At 44.7% G+C, this 25,160-nt stretch carries 19 protein-coding genes and 1 tRNA gene; 5 read left to right on the forward strand and 15 right to left on the reverse strand.

Annotation, left to right across the window (positions count from 1 at the left end):
• Window positions 1-23: 23 nt before the first annotated feature.
• From CSV75_RS09210 to CSV75_RS09220, 3 genes are all read right to left on the reverse strand, one after another.
• A complete protein-coding gene (locus tag CSV75_RS09210; protein ID WP_083034879.1) occupies window positions 24-692 on the reverse strand; it encodes an amino acid ABC transporter permease in 669 nt (222 codons plus the stop codon).
• Window position 693: 1 nt separating this feature from the next.
• Complete coding sequence (locus CSV75_RS09215; protein ID WP_099675602.1) at window positions 694-1,515, reverse strand: transporter substrate-binding domain-containing protein; 822 nt, start codon at window positions 1,513-1,515, stop codon at window positions 694-696.
• Between the two features lie 301 nt (window positions 1,516-1,816).
• A tRNA-Ala gene (locus CSV75_RS09220) sits at window positions 1,817-1,889 on the reverse strand.
• Between the two features lie 73 nt (window positions 1,890-1,962).
• On the opposite strand from CSV75_RS09220, the gene CSV75_RS09225 reads away from it, so the two are divergent.
• Together CSV75_RS09225 and CSV75_RS09230 are read left to right on the forward strand one after the other, a co-directional pair.
• Window positions 1,963-2,979, forward strand: a complete 1,017-nt coding sequence (locus CSV75_RS09225; RefSeq protein ID WP_099675603.1) for a DUF2804 domain-containing protein — start codon at window positions 1,963-1,965, stop codon at window positions 2,977-2,979.
• A gap of 117 nt (window positions 2,980-3,096) precedes the next feature.
• A complete protein-coding gene (locus CSV75_RS09230; RefSeq protein WP_158231640.1) occupies window positions 3,097-3,543 on the forward strand; it encodes a YusW family protein in 447 nt (148 codons plus the stop codon).
• Window positions 3,544-3,759: 216 nt separating this feature from the next.
• On the opposite strand, the gene CSV75_RS09235 is transcribed toward CSV75_RS09230, so the two are convergent.
• The 3 genes from CSV75_RS09235 to CSV75_RS09245 all read right to left on the reverse strand — a co-directional run bounded on the left by CSV75_RS09235 (window position 3,760) and on the right by CSV75_RS09245 (window position 8,300).
• Window positions 3,760-5,565, reverse strand: a complete 1,806-nt coding sequence (locus CSV75_RS09235; protein ID WP_369825361.1) for an ABC transporter ATP-binding protein — start codon at window positions 5,563-5,565, stop codon at window positions 3,760-3,762.
• Complete coding sequence (locus CSV75_RS09240; RefSeq protein ID WP_099675605.1) at window positions 5,562-7,280, reverse strand: ABC transporter ATP-binding protein; 1,719 nt, start codon at window positions 7,278-7,280, stop codon at window positions 5,562-5,564. The genes CSV75_RS09235 and CSV75_RS09240 overlap by 4 nt, the downstream gene beginning before the upstream one ends.
• Before the next feature lie 72 nt (window positions 7,281-7,352).
• On the reverse strand, window positions 7,353-8,300 hold the full coding sequence (locus tag CSV75_RS09245) for a DMT family transporter (RefSeq protein WP_099675606.1): 948 nt from the start codon (window positions 8,298-8,300) through the stop codon (window positions 7,353-7,355).
• A 127-nt stretch (window positions 8,301-8,427) separates the two neighbouring features.
• Here CSV75_RS09245 and CSV75_RS09250 point away from each other — a divergent pair, with 127 nt between their 5' ends.
• Window positions 8,428-10,080, forward strand: coding sequence for a sensor domain-containing protein (locus CSV75_RS09250; protein WP_099675607.1), 1,653 nt, complete (start codon window positions 8,428-8,430; stop codon window positions 10,078-10,080).
• Between the two features lie 296 nt (window positions 10,081-10,376).
• Here the strand turns inward: CSV75_RS09250 and CSV75_RS09255 are convergent, their stop codons facing one another.
• The 3 genes from CSV75_RS09255 to CSV75_RS09265 form a co-directional block, all read right to left on the reverse strand.
• The gene (locus tag CSV75_RS09255; RefSeq protein ID WP_158231641.1) at window positions 10,377-12,509 is read right to left on the reverse strand and encodes a beta-propeller domain-containing protein; all 2,133 of its coding nucleotides are present in this window, start codon (window positions 12,507-12,509) and stop codon (window positions 10,377-10,379) included.
• A gap of 115 nt (window positions 12,510-12,624) precedes the next feature.
• Window positions 12,625-13,203: a hypothetical protein gene (locus tag CSV75_RS09260; protein WP_099675609.1), complete on the reverse strand. Its 579-nt coding sequence runs from the start codon at window positions 13,201-13,203 to the stop codon at window positions 12,625-12,627.
• Between the two features lie 148 nt (window positions 13,204-13,351).
• Window positions 13,352-14,524 carry an aminotransferase class I/II-fold pyridoxal phosphate-dependent enzyme gene (locus CSV75_RS09265; protein ID WP_099675610.1) on the reverse strand — a complete coding sequence of 391 codons (1,173 nt, stop codon included), beginning with the start codon at window positions 14,522-14,524 and terminating at the stop codon, window positions 13,352-13,354.
• A 154-nt stretch (window positions 14,525-14,678) separates the two neighbouring features.
• Here CSV75_RS09265 and CSV75_RS09270 point away from each other — a divergent pair, with 154 nt between their 5' ends.
• Window positions 14,679-15,560 (forward strand): SDR family oxidoreductase, encoded by an 882-nt coding sequence (locus tag CSV75_RS09270; protein WP_099675611.1) that lies wholly within the window; start codon window positions 14,679-14,681, stop codon window positions 15,558-15,560.
• Window positions 15,561-15,669: 109 nt separating this feature from the next.
• On the opposite strand, the gene CSV75_RS09275 is transcribed toward CSV75_RS09270, so the two are convergent.
• The 6 genes from CSV75_RS09275 to CSV75_RS09300 form a co-directional block, all read right to left on the reverse strand.
• Window positions 15,670-16,863, reverse strand: a complete 1,194-nt coding sequence (locus CSV75_RS09275; RefSeq protein ID WP_099675612.1) for an acyl-CoA dehydrogenase family protein — start codon at window positions 16,861-16,863, stop codon at window positions 15,670-15,672.
• A 25-nt stretch (window positions 16,864-16,888) separates the two neighbouring features.
• Entirely contained in the window at window positions 16,889-17,497 is a 609-nt protein-coding gene (locus CSV75_RS09280) for a GNAT family N-acetyltransferase (protein WP_099675613.1), read from the reverse strand.
• Between the two features lie 78 nt (window positions 17,498-17,575).
• On the reverse strand, window positions 17,576-18,724 hold the full coding sequence (locus tag CSV75_RS09285) for a saccharopine dehydrogenase family protein (RefSeq protein WP_099675614.1): 1,149 nt from the start codon (window positions 18,722-18,724) through the stop codon (window positions 17,576-17,578).
• 25 nt (window positions 18,725-18,749) lie between these two features.
• Window positions 18,750-20,225 (reverse strand): aldehyde dehydrogenase family protein, encoded by a 1,476-nt coding sequence (locus CSV75_RS09290; protein ID WP_099675615.1) that lies wholly within the window; start codon window positions 20,223-20,225, stop codon window positions 18,750-18,752.
• 316 nt (window positions 20,226-20,541) lie between these two features.
• Window positions 20,542-22,395, reverse strand: coding sequence for a tetratricopeptide repeat protein (locus tag CSV75_RS09295; RefSeq protein ID WP_099675616.1), 1,854 nt, complete (start codon window positions 22,393-22,395; stop codon window positions 20,542-20,544).
• A gap of 80 nt (window positions 22,396-22,475) precedes the next feature.
• Window positions 22,476-23,978: an MDR family MFS transporter gene (locus CSV75_RS09300; protein ID WP_099675617.1), complete on the reverse strand. Its 1,503-nt coding sequence runs from the start codon at window positions 23,976-23,978 to the stop codon at window positions 22,476-22,478.
• A 173-nt stretch (window positions 23,979-24,151) separates the two neighbouring features.
• On the opposite strand from CSV75_RS09300, the gene CSV75_RS09305 reads away from it, so the two are divergent.
• Window positions 24,152-25,033: a TetR/AcrR family transcriptional regulator gene (locus CSV75_RS09305; protein ID WP_099675618.1), complete on the forward strand. Its 882-nt coding sequence runs from the start codon at window positions 24,152-24,154 to the stop codon at window positions 25,031-25,033.
• Window positions 25,034-25,160: the final 127 nt, after the last annotated feature.

The following is a 25,160-nucleotide window of genomic DNA, read 5'->3' on the forward strand; positions in this document are numbered from 1 at the left end:
CTGGCACTCCTTCACGTCAAGCTTCATGAATTTTCTCTCGCTAATAACTTTTGTTCGATCGCACGAATGATCATGGATAACGTGAACGTCATGGCAAAGTAAACAAAACCGATGAATGTCCATACTTCTATGGAACGCATACTTGTGGCCACGAGATTCTTCGCGTTCAACGTCAATTCCGTCGCACCGATGACCGAAATCAAAGAGGAGTCTTTAATTAGCATGATGAATTGTGAAGCAAGTGGCGGTAGAACTCTTCGGAATGCTTGTGGCAAAACGATCAAACGCATCGCCTGCCAGTAGGTCATACCTGACGAACGAGCTGCCTCCATCTGACCTCTTGGCACACCTTGTATTCCTGAACGAACAATTTCTGCAATGAATGCTGCGGTAAAAACAGCCAAACCAATAATTGATGCCCAATAAGAACCGAGCTTTAAAAATTGACCGAGTACAAAGAAAATCCAAATCAATAGTACAAGCAACGGCACGCCGCGCATGACTTCTACATAGGCTGAGGAAAGAATACGGATGAATCTATTGCGGGAAATCCTACCCATTCCGATAATAATCCCCATCGGAATAGCCAGCAATAATGCGATCGCTGAAATTTCAAGAGTTTTCAGCGCCCCTTCAATAAAGATATCCATATTTTGCGATATTACACTGAAGTCATATTCATAGCCGCCCATATTATTCTCCCGAAACCTTATCTAGCCAGTCGCTTTCTTCAAACCAACGACTTCTTGATGCTAGTTCTTCCGGGCTGTCAACATAGCTGTGCAAGAATGAATTCAACCATTGAATCGTTTCAAAATCATTTTTCTTTACTGCAATACCGAGATTCTCAGCAGACATCAAACCTTCTACTTGATGAACTTCTCCTTCATGTTCCAAACGCCAAACAGCAATGGCAGGTTCATCATACACAACGGCATCAGCCTGGCCTGAACCCATTGTCGTAGCTGCTAACGGGAAATCCTCGAAGTCTACTACTTCCGCATTTTTGAACTGAGACTTCGCAAGCAATGCGCCCGTAGTCCCAATACCTACAGCAATTTTATTCCCCTTGACGTCAAGCTCTTCCCATGATTTGATCCCTTTATTCACAGCTGGCACCATGATCGCCTGACCTGTTTTATAGTAAGGATTGGACATGCTAATGGATAATGCACGGTCCCCACGAATCGTCATACCTGCGATGACCATATCTACTTCGCCTATTTGCAAAGCCGGTCCTAAGCCATCAAATACGAATTGTTTAAACTCTACTTCCGTATTTAACGCTTCACCCACTGCGTTTGCTAGATCGATATCATATCCGACATAACCGCCTTCAATGCTTTTCATTTCAAAAGGGAAATAACCTGGTGCAATTCCAACCACCAATTTTTTGTTGTCTTTAATATTCTTCAACGTGGACTTCTCTGTTGAGCCTGCCCCTCCATCGTTACTGCTACATCCCGCAACGACCAATACTAGAATTAGCAATAATGCTGTAAACATCTTCTTCATACATTTCCCCTTCTCTCTCTTTGCTAGTATAAATATTCTAAATTAATACAATTATAAGATACGGCTTACCAACTGTCTACAAGTATATGTATACGTTTGCTTGTATACTCCATATATTGGACAAGATCTTATAACGATTACTTTCTATAGTATTCAATATACATTACAACGAATAATTATACAATAGTAAATAGTTTCATTACGCATGGCGATAGAGAAGATAGTAATACTAGTACTGTCTTGAATAAAAAAACGACAGTCCGTTAGAGATTTCTCTAATGAACTGCCGTCATTATTTTAATGGAGCATAGGGGGCTCGAACCCCTGACCTTTGCACTGCCAGCGCAACGCTCTCCCAGCTGAGCTAATGCCCCTCATATCTGATACAATATAGAGTATATCAATTGTTCGTTTAAAAGACAATAGGCAAGAAAGGTGGTTAATGGTATGCAGCATGAAGAAAGAGAGTTGTCTGAAATTGTTTCTCTGTGTGACTCCAAGGGGCTTCTGAATCCTGCATCAATAGGATACGCACGCAGCCCTTTAGTGAGGAGCAATTTAAGAGGACAGTTCATGAAGAAGAAGCGCTGGAACAATTGGTGCATCTATGGGGAGGATATTTTATTAACCGCCTCGATCGTACACCTGGATCATAAAGTGACTTGTCTAATTTACATACTTAACTATGAAACACAGCGATTCTACGAAAAACATGTAACCCTTCCTTTTGGAAGACGTATTAAAATGCCTGAAGAGGCACTCGATAGTATCAAGTTCGTACATGACGATATGACGGTTCAATTCGTTCATATGCAAGGCGAAACGCATTTGTCCATTCTCATTCCTAATTTTGACAATGAAGTATTGCATGCAGATTTACATATTATTCATCCCGAGAAAGATGAATCATTAAATGTAGTCATTCCGAAAAGTCGAGACTCATTCCATTTCACTTCCAAACATTCGATTATGCCGACCGGCGGATATGTACGTTTTGGTGATCGACGTTTTGATTTCAATCCCTATTACAGTTTTGCCATTTGCGATTATGGGCGCGGCATATGGAATGCCAGAACGAATTGGGACTGGGCGATGGCTTCCCAGCGGACAAGCGGTAAACGGATTGGCTTGAATTTCGGCGGTAGTTGGACGGATGGTACGGGGTTGACGGAAAATGCCGTCTTCGTAGAAGGTACGATGCATAAATATCATGAAGATGTAGTATTCGAAAGTGATAAAGAAGACCCGAAAAGCGCATGGAAAATTCACACAAAGTTTTCGAATGATATCCAGTTGACGTTTAAACCATTTTTCCAATGCCCAACGCTTGATGACTATATTGTACGGAAGATGTCGATTAATCAATATGTCGGCTATTATCATGGAAAGGTTCGATTACCAAGCGGACAAGTTTTACCGATCCGACAAATGCTCGGTTCAATCATGGAGCGAAAGTATCATTAATTGGGCATCTTCCCATTCTCCTGTCGACAAATAGAACATTTATTTGTTTAAGGTAGTCGTTTTAAGGTGATAATACAAGTAGTATACACTTTAGAAAGGGTGGCGCTTATGTCGTTCATGCGAATGTTATCTATTGCAGGAGTTTCATCTATTCTACTTCTCGGAGGTTGCGCGTCAAAAGACGAGGCACCAAACAATGACGATGCAGTCAGCATTGAAGACGAGAGTAACGGCAGTACCATTAACACGGGTGATGGTTATGGTTTCACGGATTTCGATTTAACAATCAAGAAAGACAATAAGAAAATCGAAACGGATTATGAAGATGTAAAGCCTGACGATGCAGAGTATGTCAATGAATTCCAGGACGTGAATCTGGAAGGCAATGAAGCGATTGACGATATGCATAAAATGTTTATGGAAATTTTGATTGATAGCGAGACTACTAAAGAGGAAGCAATCGATCGCATTTTACAGTGGTATGGACTCGATACGTATGACGAGTTCGAGTTGGATGTACAGTTTGCAGATAATAAGTCTCTTCATATTGATGAGAAAAAGTAATAACGCGGAACAGGCTAATTATCCGATTATGTCATCCATTCTGTTCATCGGTGCAAAATGAAGCACGTAAAAGGCCGCTAATTCGTTTATGAATTAGCGGCCTTTTACGTGCTTTTTTATTACTGTTTTACACTATTTAGGTAAGTTATACTAACCAAATTAATGGATGATTTATACGAACCGCGCTGCTGCCGGACGCGTTCCGGATCCCTTCACTTACGCATCATGATTCAACATTCCATGAAACACGCCTTTACGTTCCAGCAGTTCTTCGTGACTGCCCGATTCGAGTAGCTCGCCGTCTGCCAGTACGAAGATTTTGTCCGCTTGCTTGATCGTGTTCAGACGATGCGCGATGACGAAGCTAGTCCGTCCTTCCATCAGGCGCTCTAGCGCTTCTTGAATCGCAAGCTCTGTCACAGTGTCAATACTACTCGTCGCCTCGTCAAGCAACAGTAACGTCGGATCGGCCACTAGCGCACGGGCGATGGATAGCAGTTGTTTTTGTCCTTGTGAAATCTCTTCGCCGCCCGCTGTCAGCACCGTATCATAGCCCATCGATAACTTGTTGATGAAGCTGTGGGCGTTGGCTTTTTTAGCGGCTTCTTCGACTTCCCCGTCCGTTGCGTCAAGTCGTCCGTAGCGAATGTTTTCGCGCACGGTCGCTTCGAACAGGAGCGGATCTTGTAAGACGAAAGCCATTTGGCTGCGCACAGTTTGGCGCGGCAGTTCATCGATTGGGATACCGTCGAGCAGAATTTGGCCGCTGTCTACTTCGTAAAAACGTGACAGCAATTGCATGATCGTCGTCTTCCCTGCTCCTGTTGCTCCAACGAAGGCCGCTGTTTCGCCTGATTGAACACGGAAACTAAGGTTCTTGATAATCGCTTCTTCTTCATAACCAAATGTTACATTGCGAAACTCGACATCGCCATGTAATGTTTCGACATGCGCCGTTGCTTCGTCTTTTTCAACAGGCTCGTCCATAATGGCAAACACTCGCTCTGCACCCGCGATGGCGGAGAGTACAGTGTTAAATTGATTAGCCAAGTCATTTAGAGGACGCGTAAATTGCCGTGCGTACTCACTGAAGATGACAATGGTTCCAACCGTTACGCTACCATACCCTGTCACCGCCAGCAGTCCGCCTACCCCTGCAACAATCGCAAACGACAGATTATTCAGCGTGTTCATCACTTTTGGAATGAAACCTGAATACGTCTGCGCCCAGAAACCTGTTGTACGTAGACGTTCGCTTTTTTGTGCGAACTCTCCCATGACATTCTGTTCTTGCGAGAATGCTTTGACGACTCGTTGACCTGAAATCGTTTCTTCAATCATGCCGTTTAATTCACCGATTGCACGTTGTTGTTCTTTAAATAAAATACCCGTACGCCGAGTGATCCAGCGCATCGCAATGAACATTAAAGGAACGATGATCATCGTCAGCAACGTCAATAACGGACTGAGATACAGCATGATGGATACCGTACCGATAAGTGTCAGCACGCTTGAAAACACTTGGATCAATGAGGAATTCAACGTCTGGCTGACATTCTCGATATCATTCGTCACGCGGCTCATTAATTCGCCGTGCTGGCGTTTATCGAAGAAACGGATGGGCAGCTTCTGTAGATGGCCGAATAATTGCGTGCGCACACGATAGACTGTCTGTTGCGCGATTCCGACCATCCAGTAGTTTTGGAAATACGTAGACAATGAGAAGCCCGCATACACGAGCAGTAAAAAACCAATCTGCATACTGAGCCCATCCACTTTTTTCGGAATGATGAAGTGGTCAATAATGTTTCCAATCATTAAGGGACCGATTAGCGCTAAGGCTGAACTGATTAAAACAAGTGCCAACACGGTAATCAGTAACCCTCGTTGCTGATCCACTAAGCGCCAAATACGTGCGAGCACGGACTTCCAGTTACCCGCTTTCTGAACTTTTTTACGTTGTACTTTTGATAAATCTGCTTTCTGGATAATAGGTTCATAGCCAAATGGTTTTCGCATCATGCCACTCCCCCACTCTGTTGCGATTCCGCAATTTCTCGATAGAAACTAGACGTTTGAAGTAGCTCTTCATGTGTACCATAGCCTACGATCTTGCCTTCTGATAATAATAAAATTGCATCGGCAATTTGAGCAGTTTGAATTTTTTGCGTGATGATCAGCATCGTCGTATCTTCTTCCCGCAATGCGTCCCATAATGACGACTCCGTTTGAACGTCGAGCGCACTGGTGCTATCATCCAAAATCAGTAAGGATGGTTTACGAATCAATGCGCGCGCAATCGACAAGCGCTGTTTCTGACCACCAGATAAATTCACACCGCGCTGCCCCACTCGTGTTTCATAACCATCCGAAAAATTCATAATAGACGAATGAATTTGTGCCTTTTTAGCGGCCTCTTCCATTTCATCGGCAGTAGCATTTGGTTTACCCCATGACAGATTATCAATGATCGAACCTGTAAAGAGCATCGAGTGTTGCGGCACATAACCGATCATGGTCCGTAACGTATCGAGTGGCCAGTCTGTTATATTTTTGCCATCGATCCACACCGTACCTTCCGTCGCGGTGAACATGCGTGGGAGTAGTTGCAGCATGGTGGATTTACCGGAACCGGTAGCGCCCATGACGACGAGTTTTTCACCCGCCGCAACTTCAAACGATACATCTTTGAGTACGTCTTCAGTCGTTCCTGGATAACGAAAAGAAACGTGTTCAAAACGAACAGAAACTGCTCCTTGGTGGCGATTGTCACCTATCTCTAGCTTTTCGATATCAGCATCCGCAACTAGTAGTTCTTCCATTCGATCGGAAGACGCTTTTGCGCGAGAGAAGATGACAATTAAAAAAGAAAACATTGAGAAGGCACTTGTCATGCGCATCGTGTAGTTGACGATCGCCACGATATCCCCGACAGGCATATCTGAATTGCGGACTTCATCTGCACCGAACCAAAGTACCGCCATGAAGCTGACGTTCATTAAAAACAATAACACTGGCAAAATTAATTCCATTAAGCGCATCGCATGTACACTATCTTTTTTTAGTGCACTTGCCGCTTTGGAAAAACGGTTCGTTTCAAAAACACCTCGTAAATAGGCTTTAATGAGACGAACCGCTTGCAAGTTTTCTTGTACGAGATGATTGACACCGTCTAAACGGCGCTGGACTAATCCAAATAAACGGACTCCTTTGCGCGCCATGACCACGAGGAATACCGCCAAGAACGGCGCACCGATTAATAAAAATACTGCAAGCTTCGGACTGACGACGAATGCCATGATCAGACTGCCGATCACCATCAATGGCGCACGTGCCATTATTCGTAGTCCCATGAAAAGAGCGTTTTGGACGAGTGTCACGTCACTTGTCAAACGTGTAATGAGACTCGACGTCGGAAAGCGCAAAAATGCTGCAAGTGAAAACGTTTGGACACGCTGAAATAATGCTTGCCTAAGATCATAGCCAAAACTTTGTGCAGCATGTGCAGCGAAATAGGAATTGACGACACCCGAAAAGAGCGCCACGAAGGCTAGTCCCATCATGACACTCCCCCAGATCAAAACCGTGTTCAAATCCTCTTTCATAATTCCTTCATCTATAATTCTACCGATCAGCAATGGCTGGATTAATTCGACTGATAGTTCAAGTAACATGAGGAAAATGGCGATAAGCATTGGCCACTTATAAGGTAATGCATAGCGGAAAATCGTCTTCATCTAATTCACCCTTTACGTGCCGTCTTTGCCTTCATTATGTCATATAGGAATATGGCGTGTACAGGCGAAAAGCTATACTTCGCTATGATCGTACTCTTGAATGGACTCTGGGAACGGAGCGTTTTTCTCCTTGCGATTCCCCCCGATCGATAACCAGATAACTCCCGCAAGCATGATGGCCGCACCACTTAGTTGCCACACCCCCATCGACTGACCGAGCCAAAACACAGAGATCATCATCGCGGTGAGCGGTTCGAAACTGGAAAGGACGCTCGTTTCAACGGGTGAAATATATGTCATGCTTTGCAAAAACATGATGAATGCCAGTGTTCCCATTATGATGACAAGTAACAACATGCCCATTGACGGACCGTCGAACAAAACCCCAAGGTTCATGAAGAACATCGGCAAGTTAAGGATGAATAAAGTAATGCCGCCAATGAACATTCCCCAGCCGACAACAAGTAACACACCCCACTCCGCCATAAGAACTACGGGATATAATGTGTAAAAAGTAAAGGCAAATCCCACAATTACTCCCCACACAATCGCGGTCGTATCTAATGAAATACTTGAGAATGAACCATTGGTCAAAAGCAAGAACAAGCCGAATAACGCCACGACCATACCGACTACTTGACTACCTGGCGGAAAGGACTTCTGTAGGATGGATAGTAGAATGATAATATAGACCGGCGCAACGAACTGAAATAATGTCGCAACTACTGCGTCACTATATGCAATGGTTTGGACGAATCCGAACTGGACCCCAAGCATTCCGATAATGCCAAACATCACCATTTTACGCAACCACAACTTCTGTCTCATAGGACGGCCAATTTGTATGCCTTTTGCTTTTAATAACGCTAGTACTACGGCACCCGCAATGGTCAAACGTAGGATTAACATCATAGAAACCGACATCTCACTATAGTCCAAAATCCACTCCATCATAGGTCCAGTAGCGCCCCATAACATGGAACCTACAATGATCATCACAATTCCTTTTAATCGCAACATGATCCATCACCCCTGTCTAGATTGTTGTTTTTTTACTTATATAGTATAAAATTCACATGTCAGATGTAGACAACACTGAAACTTCATTTATAATAGTCATATAGTAGAATTGGAAAGGAGTACCCCTATGCATGCAATTCCGTTACCAGAGATTAGCGAACACCAAGCATTGGTCGATAGTCTAAATAAATACCAATTAGTGACACATACTGATGGCGAAGGTCTAATCACCTATGCCAATCAAAATTACCTAACGGTTAGTGGTTGGACCCCGAAACGCATCTTAGGTAAATCGTTTTGGCAAATGTTTTCGGATCAACCCCACAGTCAGGAAATAGCGAACTCCATTTGGGATTGTTTGCTGTCCGGGAAAACATGGGCGGGTAAAATAGAAAAAATGACCCGCATAGGTGAACCGTTCTTTGTGAATACACTTGCCGTACCTACCCTATCCAACGCCGGAGAACTACAGTCTGTGTTCTTTTTAGAACTTGATATTACGGAAGACATTCGCTTGCAGGAACGCTTAGGAGAAATTGCATTCATTGATGTAGAAACCGGACTGATGAGTCGTCACAAGCTAGAACAAGTAGTGAATGAATCTATCGCAAAAGCCACGCATTTTTCATTCGTTTATTTGACGATCGATCATTACTACACTATGAAAGAGCTGCAATCTCAAGAATCTGAGACGCAGCTGATTCAAGAATTCACCAACCGATTAAAGCGCTACTTCCAGGATAGTCCCATTGCGCGTATCGATACGAATAGCTTCGTCGTGCTGACAGCTTTCGGTGATTGGTATATTCAAGGTTTCTATGAATTCTTAAAACAACAGCCGATCTACCTCAGCCACAATGCGCAAACACTTTCGATTAGTGGCGGGATTGTACGTTTCCCTGAGGATCAACAAACATACACACAACTATACAAAGTCGCGATGACTGCGGCAGCCGATGTCGTTAGTCAAGGTGGCGGACGGATTGCTTCATTATCTGCTCAGTCTCATAAAATTCTAAACCGCCGTTTGGAAATTGACCGCAAGATGCTAACGGCACTGGATCGCAATTCATTGCATGTAGCCTATCTGCCGCAATTTGATGTGGCGAGCGAGAAAATTACTTGCTACGAAGCGCTCGTTCGTTGGGAAGATGAAGATCTGGGTGTCATCAGTCCTGACGAATTGATTCCGATTGCAGAAGAAAACGGTTTGATTGAAGAAATCGGTGCATACGTCGCAGAAGAAGCAATGACGTTCGTAACGAAATGGCATCGGGCAGGTAATGATATGAGGATTTCCATCAACTCTTCCATTCGTGAATCTTTGAACCCACAATGGAAAGACCGATTGATCTCCATCTTAAATGAAACAGGTTGCCCCGCAAATAAGGTTCATCTCGAGTTCACGGAAAAATTCGCGCTCAAAGCGGAGGAAGAACAATCCGTACTGACGCAAATGTCCGAACTGCAAAACCTTGGTTTGCAGTTCACTCTCGATGATTTCGGTTCCGGATATGCATCGTTGCGATACTTGCAGCATTTGCCAATCACCAGCGTCAAAATTGACCGCGTCTTTACCGAAACATTGTTGAGCAATCCGAAGACACAGAAATTGATCGAAGGATTGATCCAACTTTCAAAAAAACTAAACTTGTATACAATCGCAGAAGGCGTCAGCAATGAACAGCAATTTGAGTTGCTGAAAGAAATGGGTATTGATGCAATGCAAGGTCATTTCATCGGAATGCCGACGCCCGCTGAGCAAATCGAGATCAAATAAATTATCGCAATCAAATTAGATGGAGCTCCTTTCATAAAGAAAGGGCTCCATTTTTTCTATATCATTCAGTTGTGGTACGTCTCAGTGCGTTTGATTACAGCTTACTGTACGGGAGTTGAAAAGACAACCTTTTTTGATTGGGTGGTGGGGGTGTATGGCTGGATTGCACGGGCGTGATTGAGCGATAGGCTGGGCTGATTGAGCGGGATTCGAACGTGATAGAGCACTTGAACGGGTTCATTGAGCGGAACTTGAAAACATAAAGCGCCCACGTAGTTGTAGTGGGCGCTCAAGCCTTAGTTTCCTATCGATTCTAGAGGTTGCACACTATTCGTTGTATGGCCAGCTCTTTCCAACGTATCCAGAGGCGTGAAGTGGTCTAATGTGTAGCTATTTACTTCATTTATGGACATCGTGTAGAGGGCATTGCCGCTATACAACAGCCGTTGGATTTCTTTTTCCCAGTCCATGTATTCATGCGTCATGCGTTTGGTCAAATCGGCTGTTTGGACGATGCCGCGTTCCGCTGTGATTTCGTAAATCATTGCTCCAGAGCTTTGAAGATCTAGGATATTTTCACGCTTGGATTGCTCATACACCGAAATTGGAAAGCCGAATAAGTGGCGTGTTGGATGGATGAACAAGGCGTGATGATCATGCTGGACAGAGGAATAGGTGCCTTGCCCGCCAATCACTTCAGAAGCGGTTTCTTTTGGATTGGCAAAATCGGTTACGTCGAACACTGAAATTTTCATGCCGCCTGTTTGAATAATAGGTGCGCCGCCTTGCGGATTTTTCTTTGCAATTGTTTCATAACCGAAGCCGATCAAATGGCCTTCGTCAAGCGGATGCAAGTAGTTGCTAAAGCCAGGAATCTTCAGTTCGCCAAGCACTTTCGGGTGATTCGGGTCGGCAACGTCCATGACGAATAGAGGGTCCGTTTCGCGGAACGTTACCATATACGCTGTATCCCCCATGAAGCGTGCCGAATAAATGCGTTCATTGATCGCCAGATTCTCGACTGAACCGACTTGTTTCATATTTTCATCGAGAATGAATAAATGGTTCTTCGCTTTATTACGTTCATCCCAAAGATTCCCTTCTGTTGTGACCGTACGGAAGTAGCCATTGTGCTCATCCATCGAAAACTGGTTTAATATAGTTCCTTTCAATTGAGCTGTTTGTAGAAAATGCACTTGTGTTTTGTCCAGGCTGAATTTGAATACTTCGCTGGTGCTTTGCTGATTGTTTTGGTAGTTTGTGGACGTCAGATACAGATGATTTGGAGACATATAGAGCTGTTCACCACTGCCCAGATAAGCTTTCGTATTCACTCCTCCCTCTTCTCCCGACTCGATATCGAGTGTCGTAATGACCGAGTAGGAAGGTTCCATGGCGCCTGGCAAAATCGAGATTTTATCGAGTGCTAACGGCTGCACCTTTTGATCTGCCGCGGAATCATAAACTTTTGGTATTAGCTGATCTTCTACCAGAGTCGGATGATCATACCAAAGGAATGGCTGATTATTCGTGATCATGTAAACGAATTGGCCGATTTTACGTGTTCCGATGACGTATCCTTCTGCACCCGTTTCACGAATAAGTTTCGGATTCGTACGGTCTGTGACGTCATACACACGAATAACGGACATTTGTTGTGTCGGCATCATGCGGTCTCCCGTCATTTTCGAATCCATATTGGATGTCGGCGCGTCTAGATTTCGGCCACCAATTAATACGACTTTATCTTGATCTATATACAATTGGTTTGCATAAAACTCATCCGAAAAGGCTACCTTGCTGGCACGGACCATCCCGTTTGAATTACGGATATCCGTGATCATAAGACCTTCGCCATTTAGGACATCATAGAGGAAATCACCATCCGTTTTGACAGTATCTGCTTCATCTACTCCCGCTACTTGCTGATTGGTCTGTGAATGATCAGCGCCGCCACTAGTAGAAGCTTTATCTTCCGAAGAAGACTCTTCCATGATTTCACTACGCCCCTGAGGTTCCACCCGCTCAAAAAAGTTCTCTATTTCCTTCATGGAAGTGACGGGCTGGACAGATTCGATGACGGTAAATGAAAGAACTTGGTCTTCAGCACGTCTCCACATTCCAAAACTTTTAGATGGGATATGCAATGTATAGTCCCCTGGCTGTAGCCCACCTACTTGCAATGACGTGTTTTTATTTCCGTACGAAAGCTTGGCAGGTGTTTTCTTATTACCTTTCCTAACATGGAACTTCGAAGCATCCAAGTTTTCCTTAACCGGATCCGTAAAGTAGACATTCAGCGACTGACCCGCGAGCACGGACTTCGTGGATGTGATACCAACTTTCGGCCAGAATAGGAAACTAATCAGTACAACGATTCCAATCGTCCCAGCTATCCCCCATACAATGAGCCATCTTCCTGTATTCATCGTGTTCATCTCCTCTTGTGTAGTATGTATAAGAGTAGACTGCAAACTCTTGGTTTCGTTACATCCTATTAAAAAAAGCTAAAAACGCTCTTTTTATAGAGTGATTTTAGCTTGGTCACAGCTTTTTCCATTTTCCATCGCCTTCTATGTTACTGATCGATTGTCCCATATGAAATAGATTTTCAAGCTCCAGTTCGTCCAGGTATCCCTTGAGTTCAAGCATGATATGATTGGTATCGATCTTCTCCTTGTTGAGTAGACTGATATCAACCGGTAGCGGTACTTTCATTTTTTGTCCCGGTTCGATTTTCAATCCAAGATCAGTCGAGTACTTAAAGGGGTTCTCTGTCCAACCTTTCTCCAGTTTCACCTCGAAGCTGAAGGTTAATGTCGGCTGATGAATGACTCTATTGGTGTCATTATTTATCTCAATTAGGTATTCAATTTTTCCATCTTCCAACGCTTTTTCTTGTAACACTTTAAGCTGTACATTTTCTAGATCTTCGTAAAGACCTACAGCTGGCACAACCTTTTCAGTTTCAGTGTTCGACTTTTGTAATAACGGTAGCACGAGTAGCAGAAACATCACGGTGGCTGTTGCGACAACACCCCAGATCACCAGGCTTTGCTTTTTTCTACGGGGTTGAATCCCGATTTCCTTCTTGCGGCCCTGGTCTTTTTCTTGTTCGTCCATCGTATCCCTCCTCTCTATATTTCATTTCTATGGATAGTGTACAGTAATAGTTTACTGTATGCAGTAGGCATCTAATATCGAATTAAATTCGACCCATTTCTTTCATTTAAAAAAGGAAGAGCAGAAAATCTCTCTTCCTCGCTGTTATTTACACGCTCACAATCGATAATTCTTTAAGTTGTTCAATCGCTTGTTCGATCAATTCCACTTTTTGCACGAGTGCAAGGCGGACGTACCCTTTCCCTGCGGTGCCGAAGATGCTGCCGGGTACCATGACGACACCCGCTTGTTTGATCACTTCGAAGACGAATTCTATGTCGTCCAGGTCGTACGGATATTTTGCCCAAACGAACATACCGCCTTCAGATGGCTTTGTTTCCCAGCCTAGTGATGCGAGTCCATCCATTAACGCGTGATGGCGTTTGGAGAACTCTGCGCGTAGGCGATCTGTGATCTCTTCTCCATTATCAAGCGCCACAATAGCAGCTTCTTGGATCGGTCCGAATGTTCCATAGTCGAGATTGGATTTCAGCTCGCGTAGCACTTTAATCATTTCTGCATTCCCAACAAAGTAAGCGATTCGTGCACCTGCCAAGCTAAAGCTTTTCGACAGTGAGTTGATTTCCATACCAACTTCCATTGCACCCGGTGTCGTTAGGAAACTTGCCGGACGGTCGCCTGAGAAATAGTATTCCGAGTAGGCTGCGTCATGTAGTACGATAATTTCGTATTTCTTCGCAAACGCTACGACTTCTTTGAAGAAGGCTTCATTCGGCATTGCGGGTACTGGATTTCCTGGCAAGTTCAGGATAAGTAGTTTTGTTTTTTTCAACACATCTTCAGGGACTTCGTTTAGATTAGGCAAGAAGTCGTTCTCCGCAAGCAATGGCATGTAATAAGGCACAGCGCCCGCTAGTTTAATTCCTGCATCATAGGCGACGTAAGCAGGATTCGTTGTCAAAACGTAATCCCCTTCGTCACAAAACGCGAAGGGTAAATGAACGAGGCCTTCCTGCGAACCCATCGTCTGCAAGATTTCTGTCTGGGGATCGATGATGACACCTGTCCGCCGCTTGTAGTAATCCGCGACGGCTTCATGGAATCGTTTCGTCCCTCCGAGTGTGTAACCGTAAGAAGATGCTAATGCACTTTGCTCAGACAACGCTTGGCGTACACGCTCGTCAGGCGGAAGATCCGGGCTGCCGAGGCTTAAATCGACGACTTGCGCACCTGTTGCTTTTTTTAACTCAGCAGCTGCTTTTAAGTCACCAAAGATCGCTGGTGAGAAGATGGACATTTTTTTGGAAGGTTGAAAGTTCATGAAGACACGCTCCTTAGCTGTTATATAGTACGTAATGACTTCATTATAACACGCGAAAAGGCCACTTGGATTAATTTTCTATCGAACATCTGGATGTTTGTTCTCCGGCAATCAGGGAATACTTTTCATAACTACATGCTGAGGAGGATGTCACATGAGTCAAGATTCATACGAAAAAATCGACGAGAATATTACGGGACAGACACAATCTACACAGCCCGGTGTCGAGGCAGAGATGCATCCCGCCCCAATTTATGATGACCCAACGTTTAAGGGTGCAGATAAACTTAAAGGCAAAACCGCACTGATCACAGGCGGCGATAGCGGAATTGGTCGTGCCGTCGCGGTTGCCTATGCGAAAGAAGGAGCGAACGTAGCCATCGCCTATTTGGCTGATCAGGAAGATGAAGATGCGGATAAAACGATTGAATTAATCGAGAAATATGGCGGCAAAGCGAAGAAATATCAAACGGATATTAGTAGCGACAAAAACTGTAAACAGCTAATTGGACAAGTTATTAAAGATTTTGGTGAGATAAATATACTGGTCAACAATGCCGGAAAACAATTTCCCCAGCAGTCCATCGAAGACATTACTGAAGAGCAGTTGAAAGAAACGTTTGAAACGAACTTCTTTGGCTTGTTCTTTATGTCAAAAGCAGCCATTACACATATGAAGAAAGGCGACTGCATAATCAACACTTCTTCGATTACCGCCTATAACGGATCGCCTGGATTACTTGATTACTCCGCGACAAAAGGAGCCATCACTAGCTTTACACGTTCATTAGCCTTAAATGTATCGGACAAAGGGATTCGTGTGAATGCAGTAGCACCAGGACCGATCTGGACACCATTGATCCCTGCTACGTTCGACGCGAAAACTGTGGCTGAACACGGAGCCGATACACCGATGAAGCGCCGCGGACAGCCTGCTGAGAACGCACCCGCTTATGTTTTCTTAGCTTCTACGGACTCGAGCTATATGACAGGACAGACGATACACGTGGATGGTGGAGATTTTGTTGGTTCTTAATTTGGAATAAATGGCGGTTGAAATGTAACCGCGCTATTGCCATACAACTAGAAATTCCACACAAAAAAACAATGCGGTAAGCCACACCTGTTGGCTTACCGCATCGCTGTTATTCCTCAAACGGCCACTTAGGCAACATACGATTCAACTTCTTATCACTACGCTCTCCAAGCACATACTCCGCCTGCATGATCGTATGGATTTCTCGCGTGCCCTCGTAAATGACGGGCGCTTTCGAGTTACGTAAATACCGCGCAACCGGATACTCATCCGAATAGCCGTACGCTCCATGGATCTGCACTGCGTCATCTGCTGCTTGGTTGGCAAAATCACAAGCTTGCCACTTCGCGAGTGACGTTTCACGCGTGTTTCGAACACCGCTATTTTTCAATTCACCCGCACGATACACAAGAAGACGGCTCATCTGATAACCCGCTTCCATCCTCGCAAGCATCTGTTGCACAAGCTGGTGTTCTCCTATCTTCTTTCCAAACGTTTCACGCGTTGTTGCGTACTCTACGCTCGATTCGAGACAAGCGTACAATAAGCCCACTGCACCTGCCGCCACCGTGAAACGTCCATTATCCAGCGCCGCCATCGCAATTTTAAACCCTTCGCCTTCTTCGCCCAGTAGATTGGTAGCGGGTACGCGAACGTCTTCAAAAAATAGCTCGCCCGTGTTACCTGCACGAATACCGTACTTCCCTTTTATTGCCTTCGATGAAAATCCAGGCATTGTACGCTCCACAATGAATGCACTGATGCCGTGATGTTTCTTCGATTTATCCGTGTAGGCGAAAACGAGAAAATTGTCTGCCGCATCACAAAGTGAAATCCAAGTTTTCTGACCGTTCAATACATAGTCATTTCCGTCACGAACCGCTGTTGTTTGAATGGCAGAAACATCCGAGCCAGCGCCAGGTTCCGTCAATCCGAACGCACCGATTTTCTCACCTTTGGCTTGTGGCACCAAGTACCGTTGTTTCTGGTCATTCGTTCCCCACTGCATCAGTGTCATGCAATTTAAACCGATGTGTACCGAAACTGCAGTACGAAATGCCGTGTCTCCACGTTCGAGTTCCTCGCATAGAATCGCTAAAGCATTATAATCCATACCGCTGCCACCGTATTTTTCCGGTACACAAACTCCCATGAATCCTAGATCCGCGAGCCGTTTCCAAATTCCCTCGTCAAAACTTCCTTGGGCATCCCATTTCGCAATATGCGGCATGATTTCGGCATCTACAAACTGTCTGGCTGTCTGTCGCAACATGTTCTGTTCATCTGTAAATGTAAAGTCCATCTTCGTGTCCTCCTTTACAATGAAACTAGGCTTTTTCGATACGTGCGTTCACCGCAATCTGCCCGACTGGTATACGGTATACGCGGTTATACAACTGTCGATAAAACTTCCTAAACTGACGTTCATTCAACGCGGGCAGTTGCGAAGTCGTCATCAGTAATAACGGGTGCTTGAAATTCGTCAGCTTCAACGTTTTATCAAGTGTCAGTCCATTCCGTTCGTAAAATGCAATACGTCGTGTTCGGATTGATAATTCTTCTTCATTTCGGGAAAAGTCTGGATCTTCTACTTCGAGTAGTATTCCCGATGGCGATAAAGCATCCAGACGGCGAAGCAGCACGCTGCCTAATCCATACGAACGGAATTCCGGCGCTATTGCCAAATAGAGTACGTGAATTCCTCCATATTTCGGGATTTCTTGATAGATGGCATAGCCGTAAACATTGATACCATCCGTCAAGTAGACTGCACGCAAGATGTTTTTCTTTAGTGCTTTGCGCATAATCGGAAAAGGAATATGGTCGAGAAATCCGAAGTCTACTGACATGAATTTGAATAACCTATTTACTGTCCGTCGATTGGTTGCGAGATGCTGTAATCCCATCTGTGATGAATTCAAAGTTTGTTGTTGCATTCCACTTCACTCCTTAGAAATACGAGGAGATGGTCTATTGAGATCTAAATCCACGCTTTCCTACCAGTATATACTGTATCAGTCCTGTTGTACGTCAATAACAACTCCGCGCTTCTTCATTTCTTCGATATACAATTCACCAGGCACGATCTTTTCCGGTGGGTACGCGCCTCTTTTCGTAATGACGCCATTGCCAATCATTTGTGCTACAACTGAAATGGTGTTGGCCGTCGCAAGTGCCATAGCCGTTTCGTTGGTGTTCTGATCTTTTTCGGTAATCATATTACACAAAATCTTATGCGGCTGTCCGTCTTTCGTACCGCTCACTATAACGCGAAGCAAGACGGCATCCGATTTATCCCCTAGGCGTAGTTGCGGCGTCAAATGAGCGAGCATAACGTCGCGTACACGTAACGGTCTACCGTCTACTCGAATCATGGATTCCCTAGATAGTAAACCGAGATCCACTAATACTTGAACCTTTTCAGCATGACCCGGATAACGGATCGTCTTGTACTCTAGCGTCTCGATAGCGGGGAATGACTCAAGCAGCGTCGACGTACCGCCTGATGTATGGAAGGCTTCCATTTCGCCGTAGCCATCAAATTCCAATGTTTCAATTTCCGATAATGAAGGCAATTCCTTCACTTCGCCATTTCGCCTAACGCGTGATGTATCGGTGTAATGATCGAATAACCCTTCCAATGAAAAGACGACATGATAATTCAGTGGTGGCTCGGGTTTGACCGGAACTCCACCTACGTAAAGTTTGATCGACTGGGTTTCGTCTAACAACGAAGCACCGTAACCAGCCAGAATATTAATCATGCCCGGTGCCACCCCGAGGTCCGGAATCAGCGTTACGCCTTTTGCAATAGCTTGTTCATTCAGCGCGAGCACTTTTTCCGTCGCGCCACCGATATGTCCGCCTAGATCCACAACGTGTACGCCCCGTTCTACTGCACAGCGAGCGACGGCTTCATTGAATGTATAAAACAATGCGTTGACGACAATATCACCCAATCCAATGACATCGCTAAGTTGCTCTTCATTCGTAGCATCGAGCAATAAAATATCGAGTTTTTCATTCATTAGTTCTTCGGCAAAATCTTCTGCTTGCCGAATCGCACGGTCAGCGAGATACACTCTCTTCACTTCGTCCTGCTTCACTAAATCACGAACGACTTCTTTTCCCATTAAGCCTGCACCTAATACTACTACTTTCATCTGCTCATCCCTTCTTCCCGTAAGTTCATTCCGTATCGATTTGTGCGCGTTGCAACTTGCCGCTGTAATCGATGTAAATGCTCTTCCATTCCGTAAAGACATCCAGTGCGGCGACACCGGAGTCACGATGGCCATTCCCCGTCCCTTTCGTTCCACCAAATGGCAAATGAATTTCCGCCCCTGTTGTGCCTGCGTTAATATAGACGATACCTGTATCTAGGTCGCGTTGCGCGCGGAATACTTTATTGACGTCTTGCGAGAAAATCGAACTGGACAAGCCATACGCGACACTGTTATTTACTTCAATCGCTTCTTCAAGACTGCTGACCGTAATCAATGAAACGACCGGGCCGAAAATTTCTTCTTGCGCGAGTCGGCTATCCCATGCGACATCCGCAAACAATGTCGGCTCAACATAATGTCCATTTGCGAATTTGCCTTCATTCAACACATTTCCACCCGCCACCAGGTTTGCGCTTTCACTTTTGCCGATCTCGATATAGCTTTGGATTTTCTCCAGTGCCTTTTCATTGATCACAGGGCCGACTTTCACCGATTCATCCAGACCGTCACCCATCGTTAGGTCTTTCATGCTTGCGATCAGACGTTTCTGCAACTCTTCTTTCACGTCTTGATGAACGATGACTCGGCTACAAGCTGTACAGCGCTGTCCTGCCGTTCCAAATGCGCTCCACAAAATACCTTCTACCGCTAGTTCAATATCTGCATCTTCTAGCACAATGACCGCATTTTTGCCGCCCATTTCTAAAGATACTTTCTTCAAATGACGACCACCTAATTCCGCAACGTGGCGCCCTGTTTCCGTCGAGCCGGTAAATGAAATAACACGTACATCGGGATGTTCAATCAGCGCAGTACCAACATCTGCACCTGAACCGAAGACGATATTCGCCACACCATGCGGCAAGCCGGCTTGTTCAAAAATCCATGCCATTTCATACGCCATCAACGGTGTTTCTGTTGCCGGTTTCCAAATAAATGTATTGCCCGCCACAATTGCCGGAAACGACTTCCACGTAGCAATGGCAATCGGGAAATTCCACGGTGTGATCAGACCGACAACGCCAATCGGCGCTCGAACACTCATCGCAAATTTATCCTGCAACTCAGATGGAACCGTTTCACCGAACAACCGTCGACCTTCTCCAGCCATGTAGAACGCCATGTCGATTCCCTCTTGCACTTCACCGCGTGCCTCTTCTATGACTTTCCCCATTTCCTTCGTCAATACTTGCGCTAGATGTTCCTTTTTGTCTTTCATAATACGGCCAATTTCATAGAGATAATCTGCACGTTTTGGTGCTGGCACCAAAGCCCATTTCTTCTGCGCCATTTTCGCCGCGGCAACCGCTTGCCGAACCTCTTCATCCGTTGACAAAGGTACTTGCGCCAGTTCTTCCCCGTTCGCTGGATTGAGTACGGCAGTATAACTAGCGGCTTCCTCTTGCCACATGCCATCAATGTAGTTAGTTAGCTTCATTAAAATTACCCCTTTCTGCTCCATATAGTTTTCGTTCGTCGCCTCTATTAGAATTGTTCGACAATATATCATCCTATTCCTTTAAAGCTAGGCATATTCCGAATAAATTAACTTGACAGGCAGGCATTGATAACAGGCATAGAGCGGTTAAATAGATAGAGCACACTAGGAGGTTTATAGAGCGCGTATAAAGATGTATGAGCGGATGCCATGGATATATGAGCGGGAAGCTCGGAGCACGGATCTACAGCTTCATTACGCAAAAAACCGCCACAGCAAGTCGGAAATTCCAACTCGCCATGACGGCTTGCATTCATTACAACAAATACCAGATATAGTGTGCTTCCTCATGACTACCCGGTGTAAGGGCAACGCTTTTCGGATAATGCATCTTCTCCACAGCCATCTCCATTAACTTGCTAACATGCGGATTCAACTGTTCCGCCTTCGCGAACAACTCCAATGCACGCTCCGAAGACTTACCCTGTGCGCGTTCCATCTCTACCAACCAAGATAAATACCAATACGCAGCGTCTTCTTTAGAAACATCCACACATGCTTCTAACACCTGTGTTGCTTGATCTATTTCTCCTGAATGAATCAATGAAGAAATCGCCAAGTACCTTGCACTTTGCTGGTCAAAGAGGTCGAGCGACAGTAGACGCAAGAAGATCTCGCTCGCTTCAACAAAACGATCTTGCTCATAGAGCCACACACCGTACTGCATCAAGCTACGCAAATACGGACGATTCGGTGCGAACTTCCACACATCTTCCGCGCGATGGTCAAACTGCTTTTCACCAGAGAATATCGCCTGTTTAAAGAACTTCTCCTGCTCGTCCTTTGAATCTGTCAACTCCGTCTGAAGTAACAACGCATCGACATTCGTCGGATCAGCGCCATATGCACCTACTGCGAAGTCGTGTCGCTGTTCGATCGTTTCAGCATTGTACGCCATATAACACAGCATCTGTGCTTCTTGTTGTTGATTTTCCGGCTCGAATGGTTGCTGAATCGCTTCTTGAATATACGCTTGCGCTTCTTCAAACGAATCAAAGTTATGCTTTTGCGTCAACATATGCACTTGCCAGTTCATTTGCTCAGACGGTAGTGGATGGGTTCCGATATGATACGCGGAATCCTGCTTCCCTTCCGCCATCATCTTTTCGAGTTCCTCAATCTTCTCTAGCAGAATATCCGTATGCTTTCGGAATGAAGAGACGGAAACCCCAAACAGTTTACCCACTTCCGCTTGCGTATACGTATTCGGCATCATATTCGTATCGACTGCCAATTGGAACGCTGCCGCAGCGAGTACTTCGGGCTTACGGAACTTCGGATCTTGATCGGTAAAGTAGTATGCCATCAAGGACAATAACATTTCATACGCACCCGGATAGAGCTCTTCCTTTTCGAGTTGAGCATCCAGGATTTCTACTACTTGACGTTGCAGCGGTGTAAAGTTCTGCTCGACTACATCAGATAACGTCTGAACGTCCAGTTTACAAACGACTTCGTAAATGTCGACGAGATGCTTCTTGAAGAAATCGAAGCTGTTTTTCTCTTCGCTCGTTTCCGCTAGTTTCTGCACACGCGTCAATAGTTCATCACTCATATGACCATTCACTGCAATAGCAGAAATCGGCATGACCCAGCGCTCTTCATTGCGCATCTCTTCCAGGACGATAGCGATGACAGCGCGAACATCTTCAGGCTCACCTGCTTCTCTTGCCAATAAATACTCGCCTTCTCCTAGAATTTCTTTCATATGATAGACATCTTTATCAGCCTTCGTCACTTCTGCGAATGTAATGAAAGCATTCTGCCAACTTCTCAAAATAGCACGTACTGCCCTATTTTGCGTGCGGTTGAGCGCTTTTACAAGGTGGCGTCTCCATAGATCTTTACGAACGATGAAGAAATAGTAATCGCTGACATTCGTCACGAGTTCCTCTTCTTCCATCCACTCACCAAGGCGTCCAGCCCAATCTTTCAATAATCCTTCTAATGATTGAATCTCAGCAGGAGACAAGGATGTTTCATAATAACTATTTAATACTTTCCTTAATTCTTCTTGGACCGTATTTGTGCCCGGCATCTCTGTTTTGCCGCAGCAGTTCTCTACGATTTCCCCACTTCCGCATGGGCATTTTTCTTTATTCCCTATCACATCGAACACAACCTTTTCTTTTTACTATACCATACTAAAAAGAAGCTCCGCATGCATAGCAGCATACGAAACTCCTTGTTTTAGTTTTCAGACTGTTCTTTCACTTCACCAGTAGTAGGCGAAGTCGGTGGTATGACCCGTTTTATGAATAACGATAAGATCAATGCGATGAGTGTAATTACCGTAGAGATGAAGAACGCGTGATTGACGCCGTCGAGCATCGCCATCCGTCCAATCTCTTCTTTCATAGTGGAGACATCGACTCCAGATGCGGCCAAATCTTGCACTTGGGTAGCTGCAGACACATCTAATCGCTTGGTCATGAGCGTCAATAACAACGCCGAACCAATCGCGCCAGACACTTGCTGCAATGTATTATTCATCGCCGTACCATGCGGATTCGAGATCATCGGCAACGAGTTCATTCCGTTTGTCATAACCGGCATCATGACCATCGATAACCCGAACATCCGAAGCGTATAGACACCCATCAAATAATAATAACCTGTATCCATATGCAATTGGCTCAATAAATACGTCGTGAATACCGAAATACTAAGTCCTGTGTAAACGAGGACGCGCGGACCGTATTTATCGAATAAACGACCTGTGATGGGCGACATGATTCCCATTAATACTGCACCTGGTAACATCAGTAATCCGGCATCCAGCGGTGAAATTCCGCGCACGTTTTGTACATACAACGGTGTCAAAATCATTCCGGAAAACATCGCCACAGACAACACCATCGATACGACAGATGAGAGGGCAAACATCGAGTGCTTGTAAATACGAAAATCGAGCATGGGCTCAGTCATGCGTAATTGTTTTAGGATGAATAGTACGAGCGATACCGTACCAAGCGCGATCGTGCCATAGACGATCGGAGAACTCCACCCCAGTTCACCTGCAGAACTGAAACCATACAGCAAACCACCAAAGCCGATAGTCGATAATACTAATGAAGAGAAATTGATGCGTACATCACGATTCGGTGTAATATTTTTGAGTTTGAAAATTGCGAGAGCCAGTGTGAGCAATGAAATCGGTAGCACAAGCTCAAACAGTGTCCGCCACGAATAATGCTCGACTATCCAGCCAGACAATGTCGGCCCAATTGCCGGTGCCGTGAACATCACAAGACCGAACATCCCCAATGCCGCTCCCCTTTTTTCAATTGGGAAAGCCGTCAACATTACATTCATCAACAACGGCATCATCAGTGCGGAACCGGATGCTTGGATCATACGTGCAACCACTAGTAAAGAGAATGTCGGCGAAATGATGGCGATCAACGTCCCTAACGAGAAAAGCACCATCGCGGTAATGAAGATTCTTCTATTTGTAAATTTCTGAATGAAAAACGCACTGGCAGGAATCATAATCCCGTTGACGAGCATATAACCTGTCGTCAGCCACTGAACGGCCGAAGGGGAAATCGAAAACTCTTTCATAATGACCGGCAATGCGATATTCAGTAACGTATTGTTCAAAATCGCAACGAACGCACCTATGAATAATATGGCAATGATGCCATAAGGCGGTTTCTCCTGCATTTTTTTAATTTCTGTTGATTCTACCATTTTACCCTCCTATAACATGTGAAAAATATGTCAGAAGTATATTTTATACCGGCAGTACATTTATTACAACTAAAAAATTTCAAATACCCAAAGATCTTGATGTAACAACGTTTTAGGAATAGTATAGATAGTATACACAGAGTATAAAAATTCAAATGCACAGGTGATAATCTATGAATGACCGCAAAAAGCACGTATTGCTTATCGCAAAACAACTATTCATCGACAAAGGCTTTCATGCAACATCCATCCAAGACATTTTGGATGCAGCACAAATTTCAAAGGGAACGTTCTATAATTACTTCCCTTCTAAAAATGAATGTCTAATGGCGATATTGCAAGACGCGTATTGTATAAGTTACTTACGAAGAAATGAGCTAGCGATTGGCAAAGACCTTGCAGACCCTGGCCTGCTCGCAGCACAAATTGAAATTCGTTTGACGATGAATCGACAACAAAACTTGCTACCGTTGTTTGAAACTATCGTTCATTCACCTGACGATGAGCTGCGTCAATTTGTGAAGCAGATGCATTTTCGGGAACTCGCATGGCTTGCGAAACGACTGGTCAACGTCTACGGTGAGGAAGTAAAACCATACTCCTATGATTGCGCATCGTTACTTTTTGGCTTCATCCAACATGCGCTTAATATCTGGAAAAGTTCAACTACCGAGCCAATCGATACGATGAAACTAGTGGATTTTGTTATGCAACGAATGGAAGTGATCGTACCCGATATCGTAAAACGAGACGCTCATTTCCTATCACAGAACTTGCTAGAAGATATCTTAACGGCCGAAGAGCTGTATCCGATGACACGCGAAGTGTTAATTGAGAGTTTGCAAAAGTTCGTTGGCAACTTACCGAAGGGAGAAAGTCAAAGGACGTTATATAGCCAGTTTTTGCTAGATGAGCTGTCTGCTGAACAACCAAGGATCTACTTACTAGAATCCGTTGTACGTTCGTTCCGTCAAGCGTTCGAAGGTTCGGAACTACAACTACAAGCAATCGAATTATCCGCAGCGATTTGGGGGTTCATCAATCAATCTCAATGAAAAAAGAGACTAGCCAAGTCAGCGAGAATGACTTGGCTAGTCTCTTTATCATGGTTGAAGATGGATGTGAAGAAATCTTTACATATCACACTATACAGTAGAATAAACTAGTTAATCGCAGCGCACC

It is taken from the genome of Sporosarcina sp. P18a, from assembly GCF_002743135.1.
Classification (GTDB): Bacteria; Bacillota; Bacilli; order Bacillales_A; family Planococcaceae; genus Sporosarcina.

What these genes read in the sequence shown, in the direction of transcription:
- CSV75_RS09285 (WP_099675614.1), bottom strand. Translation starts at nt 18,724, where the DNA reads ATGAAAGTAGTAGTATTAGGTGCAGGCTTAATGGGAAAAGAAGTCGTT.
- CSV75_RS09235 (WP_369825361.1), bottom strand. Translation starts at nt 5,565, where the DNA reads ATGATGCGAAAACCATTTGGCTATGAACCTATTATCCAGAAAGCAGAT.
- CSV75_RS09275 (WP_099675612.1), bottom strand. Translation starts at nt 16,863, where the DNA reads ATGGACTTTACATTTACAGATGAACAGAACATGTTGCGACAGACAGCC.
- CSV75_RS09240 (WP_099675605.1), bottom strand. Translation starts at nt 7,280, where the DNA reads ATGAAGACGATTTTCCGCTATGCATTACCTTATAAGTGGCCAATGCTT.
- CSV75_RS09245 (WP_099675606.1), bottom strand. Translation starts at nt 8,300, where the DNA reads ATGTTGCGATTAAAAGGAATTGTGATGATCATTGTAGGTTCCATGTTA.
- CSV75_RS09270 (WP_099675611.1), top strand. Translation starts at nt 14,679, where the DNA reads ATGAGTCAAGATTCATACGAAAAAATCGACGAGAATATTACGGGACAG.
- CSV75_RS09210 (WP_083034879.1), bottom strand. Translation starts at nt 692, where the DNA reads ATGGGCGGCTATGAATATGACTTCAGTGTAATATCGCAAAATATGGAT.
- CSV75_RS09230 (WP_158231640.1), top strand. Translation starts at nt 3,097, where the DNA reads ATGCGAATGTTATCTATTGCAGGAGTTTCATCTATTCTACTTCTCGGA.
- CSV75_RS09250 (WP_099675607.1), top strand. Translation starts at nt 8,428, where the DNA reads ATGCATGCAATTCCGTTACCAGAGATTAGCGAACACCAAGCATTGGTC.
- CSV75_RS09265 (WP_099675610.1), bottom strand. Translation starts at nt 14,524, where the DNA reads ATGAACTTTCAACCTTCCAAAAAAATGTCCATCTTCTCACCAGCGATC.
- CSV75_RS09300 (WP_099675617.1), bottom strand. Translation starts at nt 23,978, where the DNA reads ATGGTAGAATCAACAGAAATTAAAAAAATGCAGGAGAAACCGCCTTAT.
- CSV75_RS09225 (WP_099675603.1), top strand. Translation starts at nt 1,963, where the DNA reads ATGCAGCATGAAGAAAGAGAGTTGTCTGAAATTGTTTCTCTGTGTGAC.
- CSV75_RS09280 (WP_099675613.1), bottom strand. Translation starts at nt 17,497, where the DNA reads ATGCAACAACAAACTTTGAATTCATCACAGATGGGATTACAGCATCTC.
- CSV75_RS09260 (WP_099675609.1), bottom strand. Translation starts at nt 13,203, where the DNA reads ATGGACGAACAAGAAAAAGACCAGGGCCGCAAGAAGGAAATCGGGATT.
- CSV75_RS09215 (WP_099675602.1), bottom strand. Translation starts at nt 1,515, where the DNA reads ATGAAGAAGATGTTTACAGCATTATTGCTAATTCTAGTATTGGTCGTT.
- CSV75_RS09305 (WP_099675618.1), top strand. Translation starts at nt 24,152, where the DNA reads ATGAATGACCGCAAAAAGCACGTATTGCTTATCGCAAAACAACTATTC.
- CSV75_RS09290 (WP_099675615.1), bottom strand. Translation starts at nt 20,225, where the DNA reads ATGAAGCTAACTAACTACATTGATGGCATGTGGCAAGAGGAAGCCGCT.
- CSV75_RS09255 (WP_158231641.1), bottom strand. Translation starts at nt 12,509, where the DNA reads ATGAATACAGGAAGATGGCTCATTGTATGGGGGATAGCTGGGACGATT.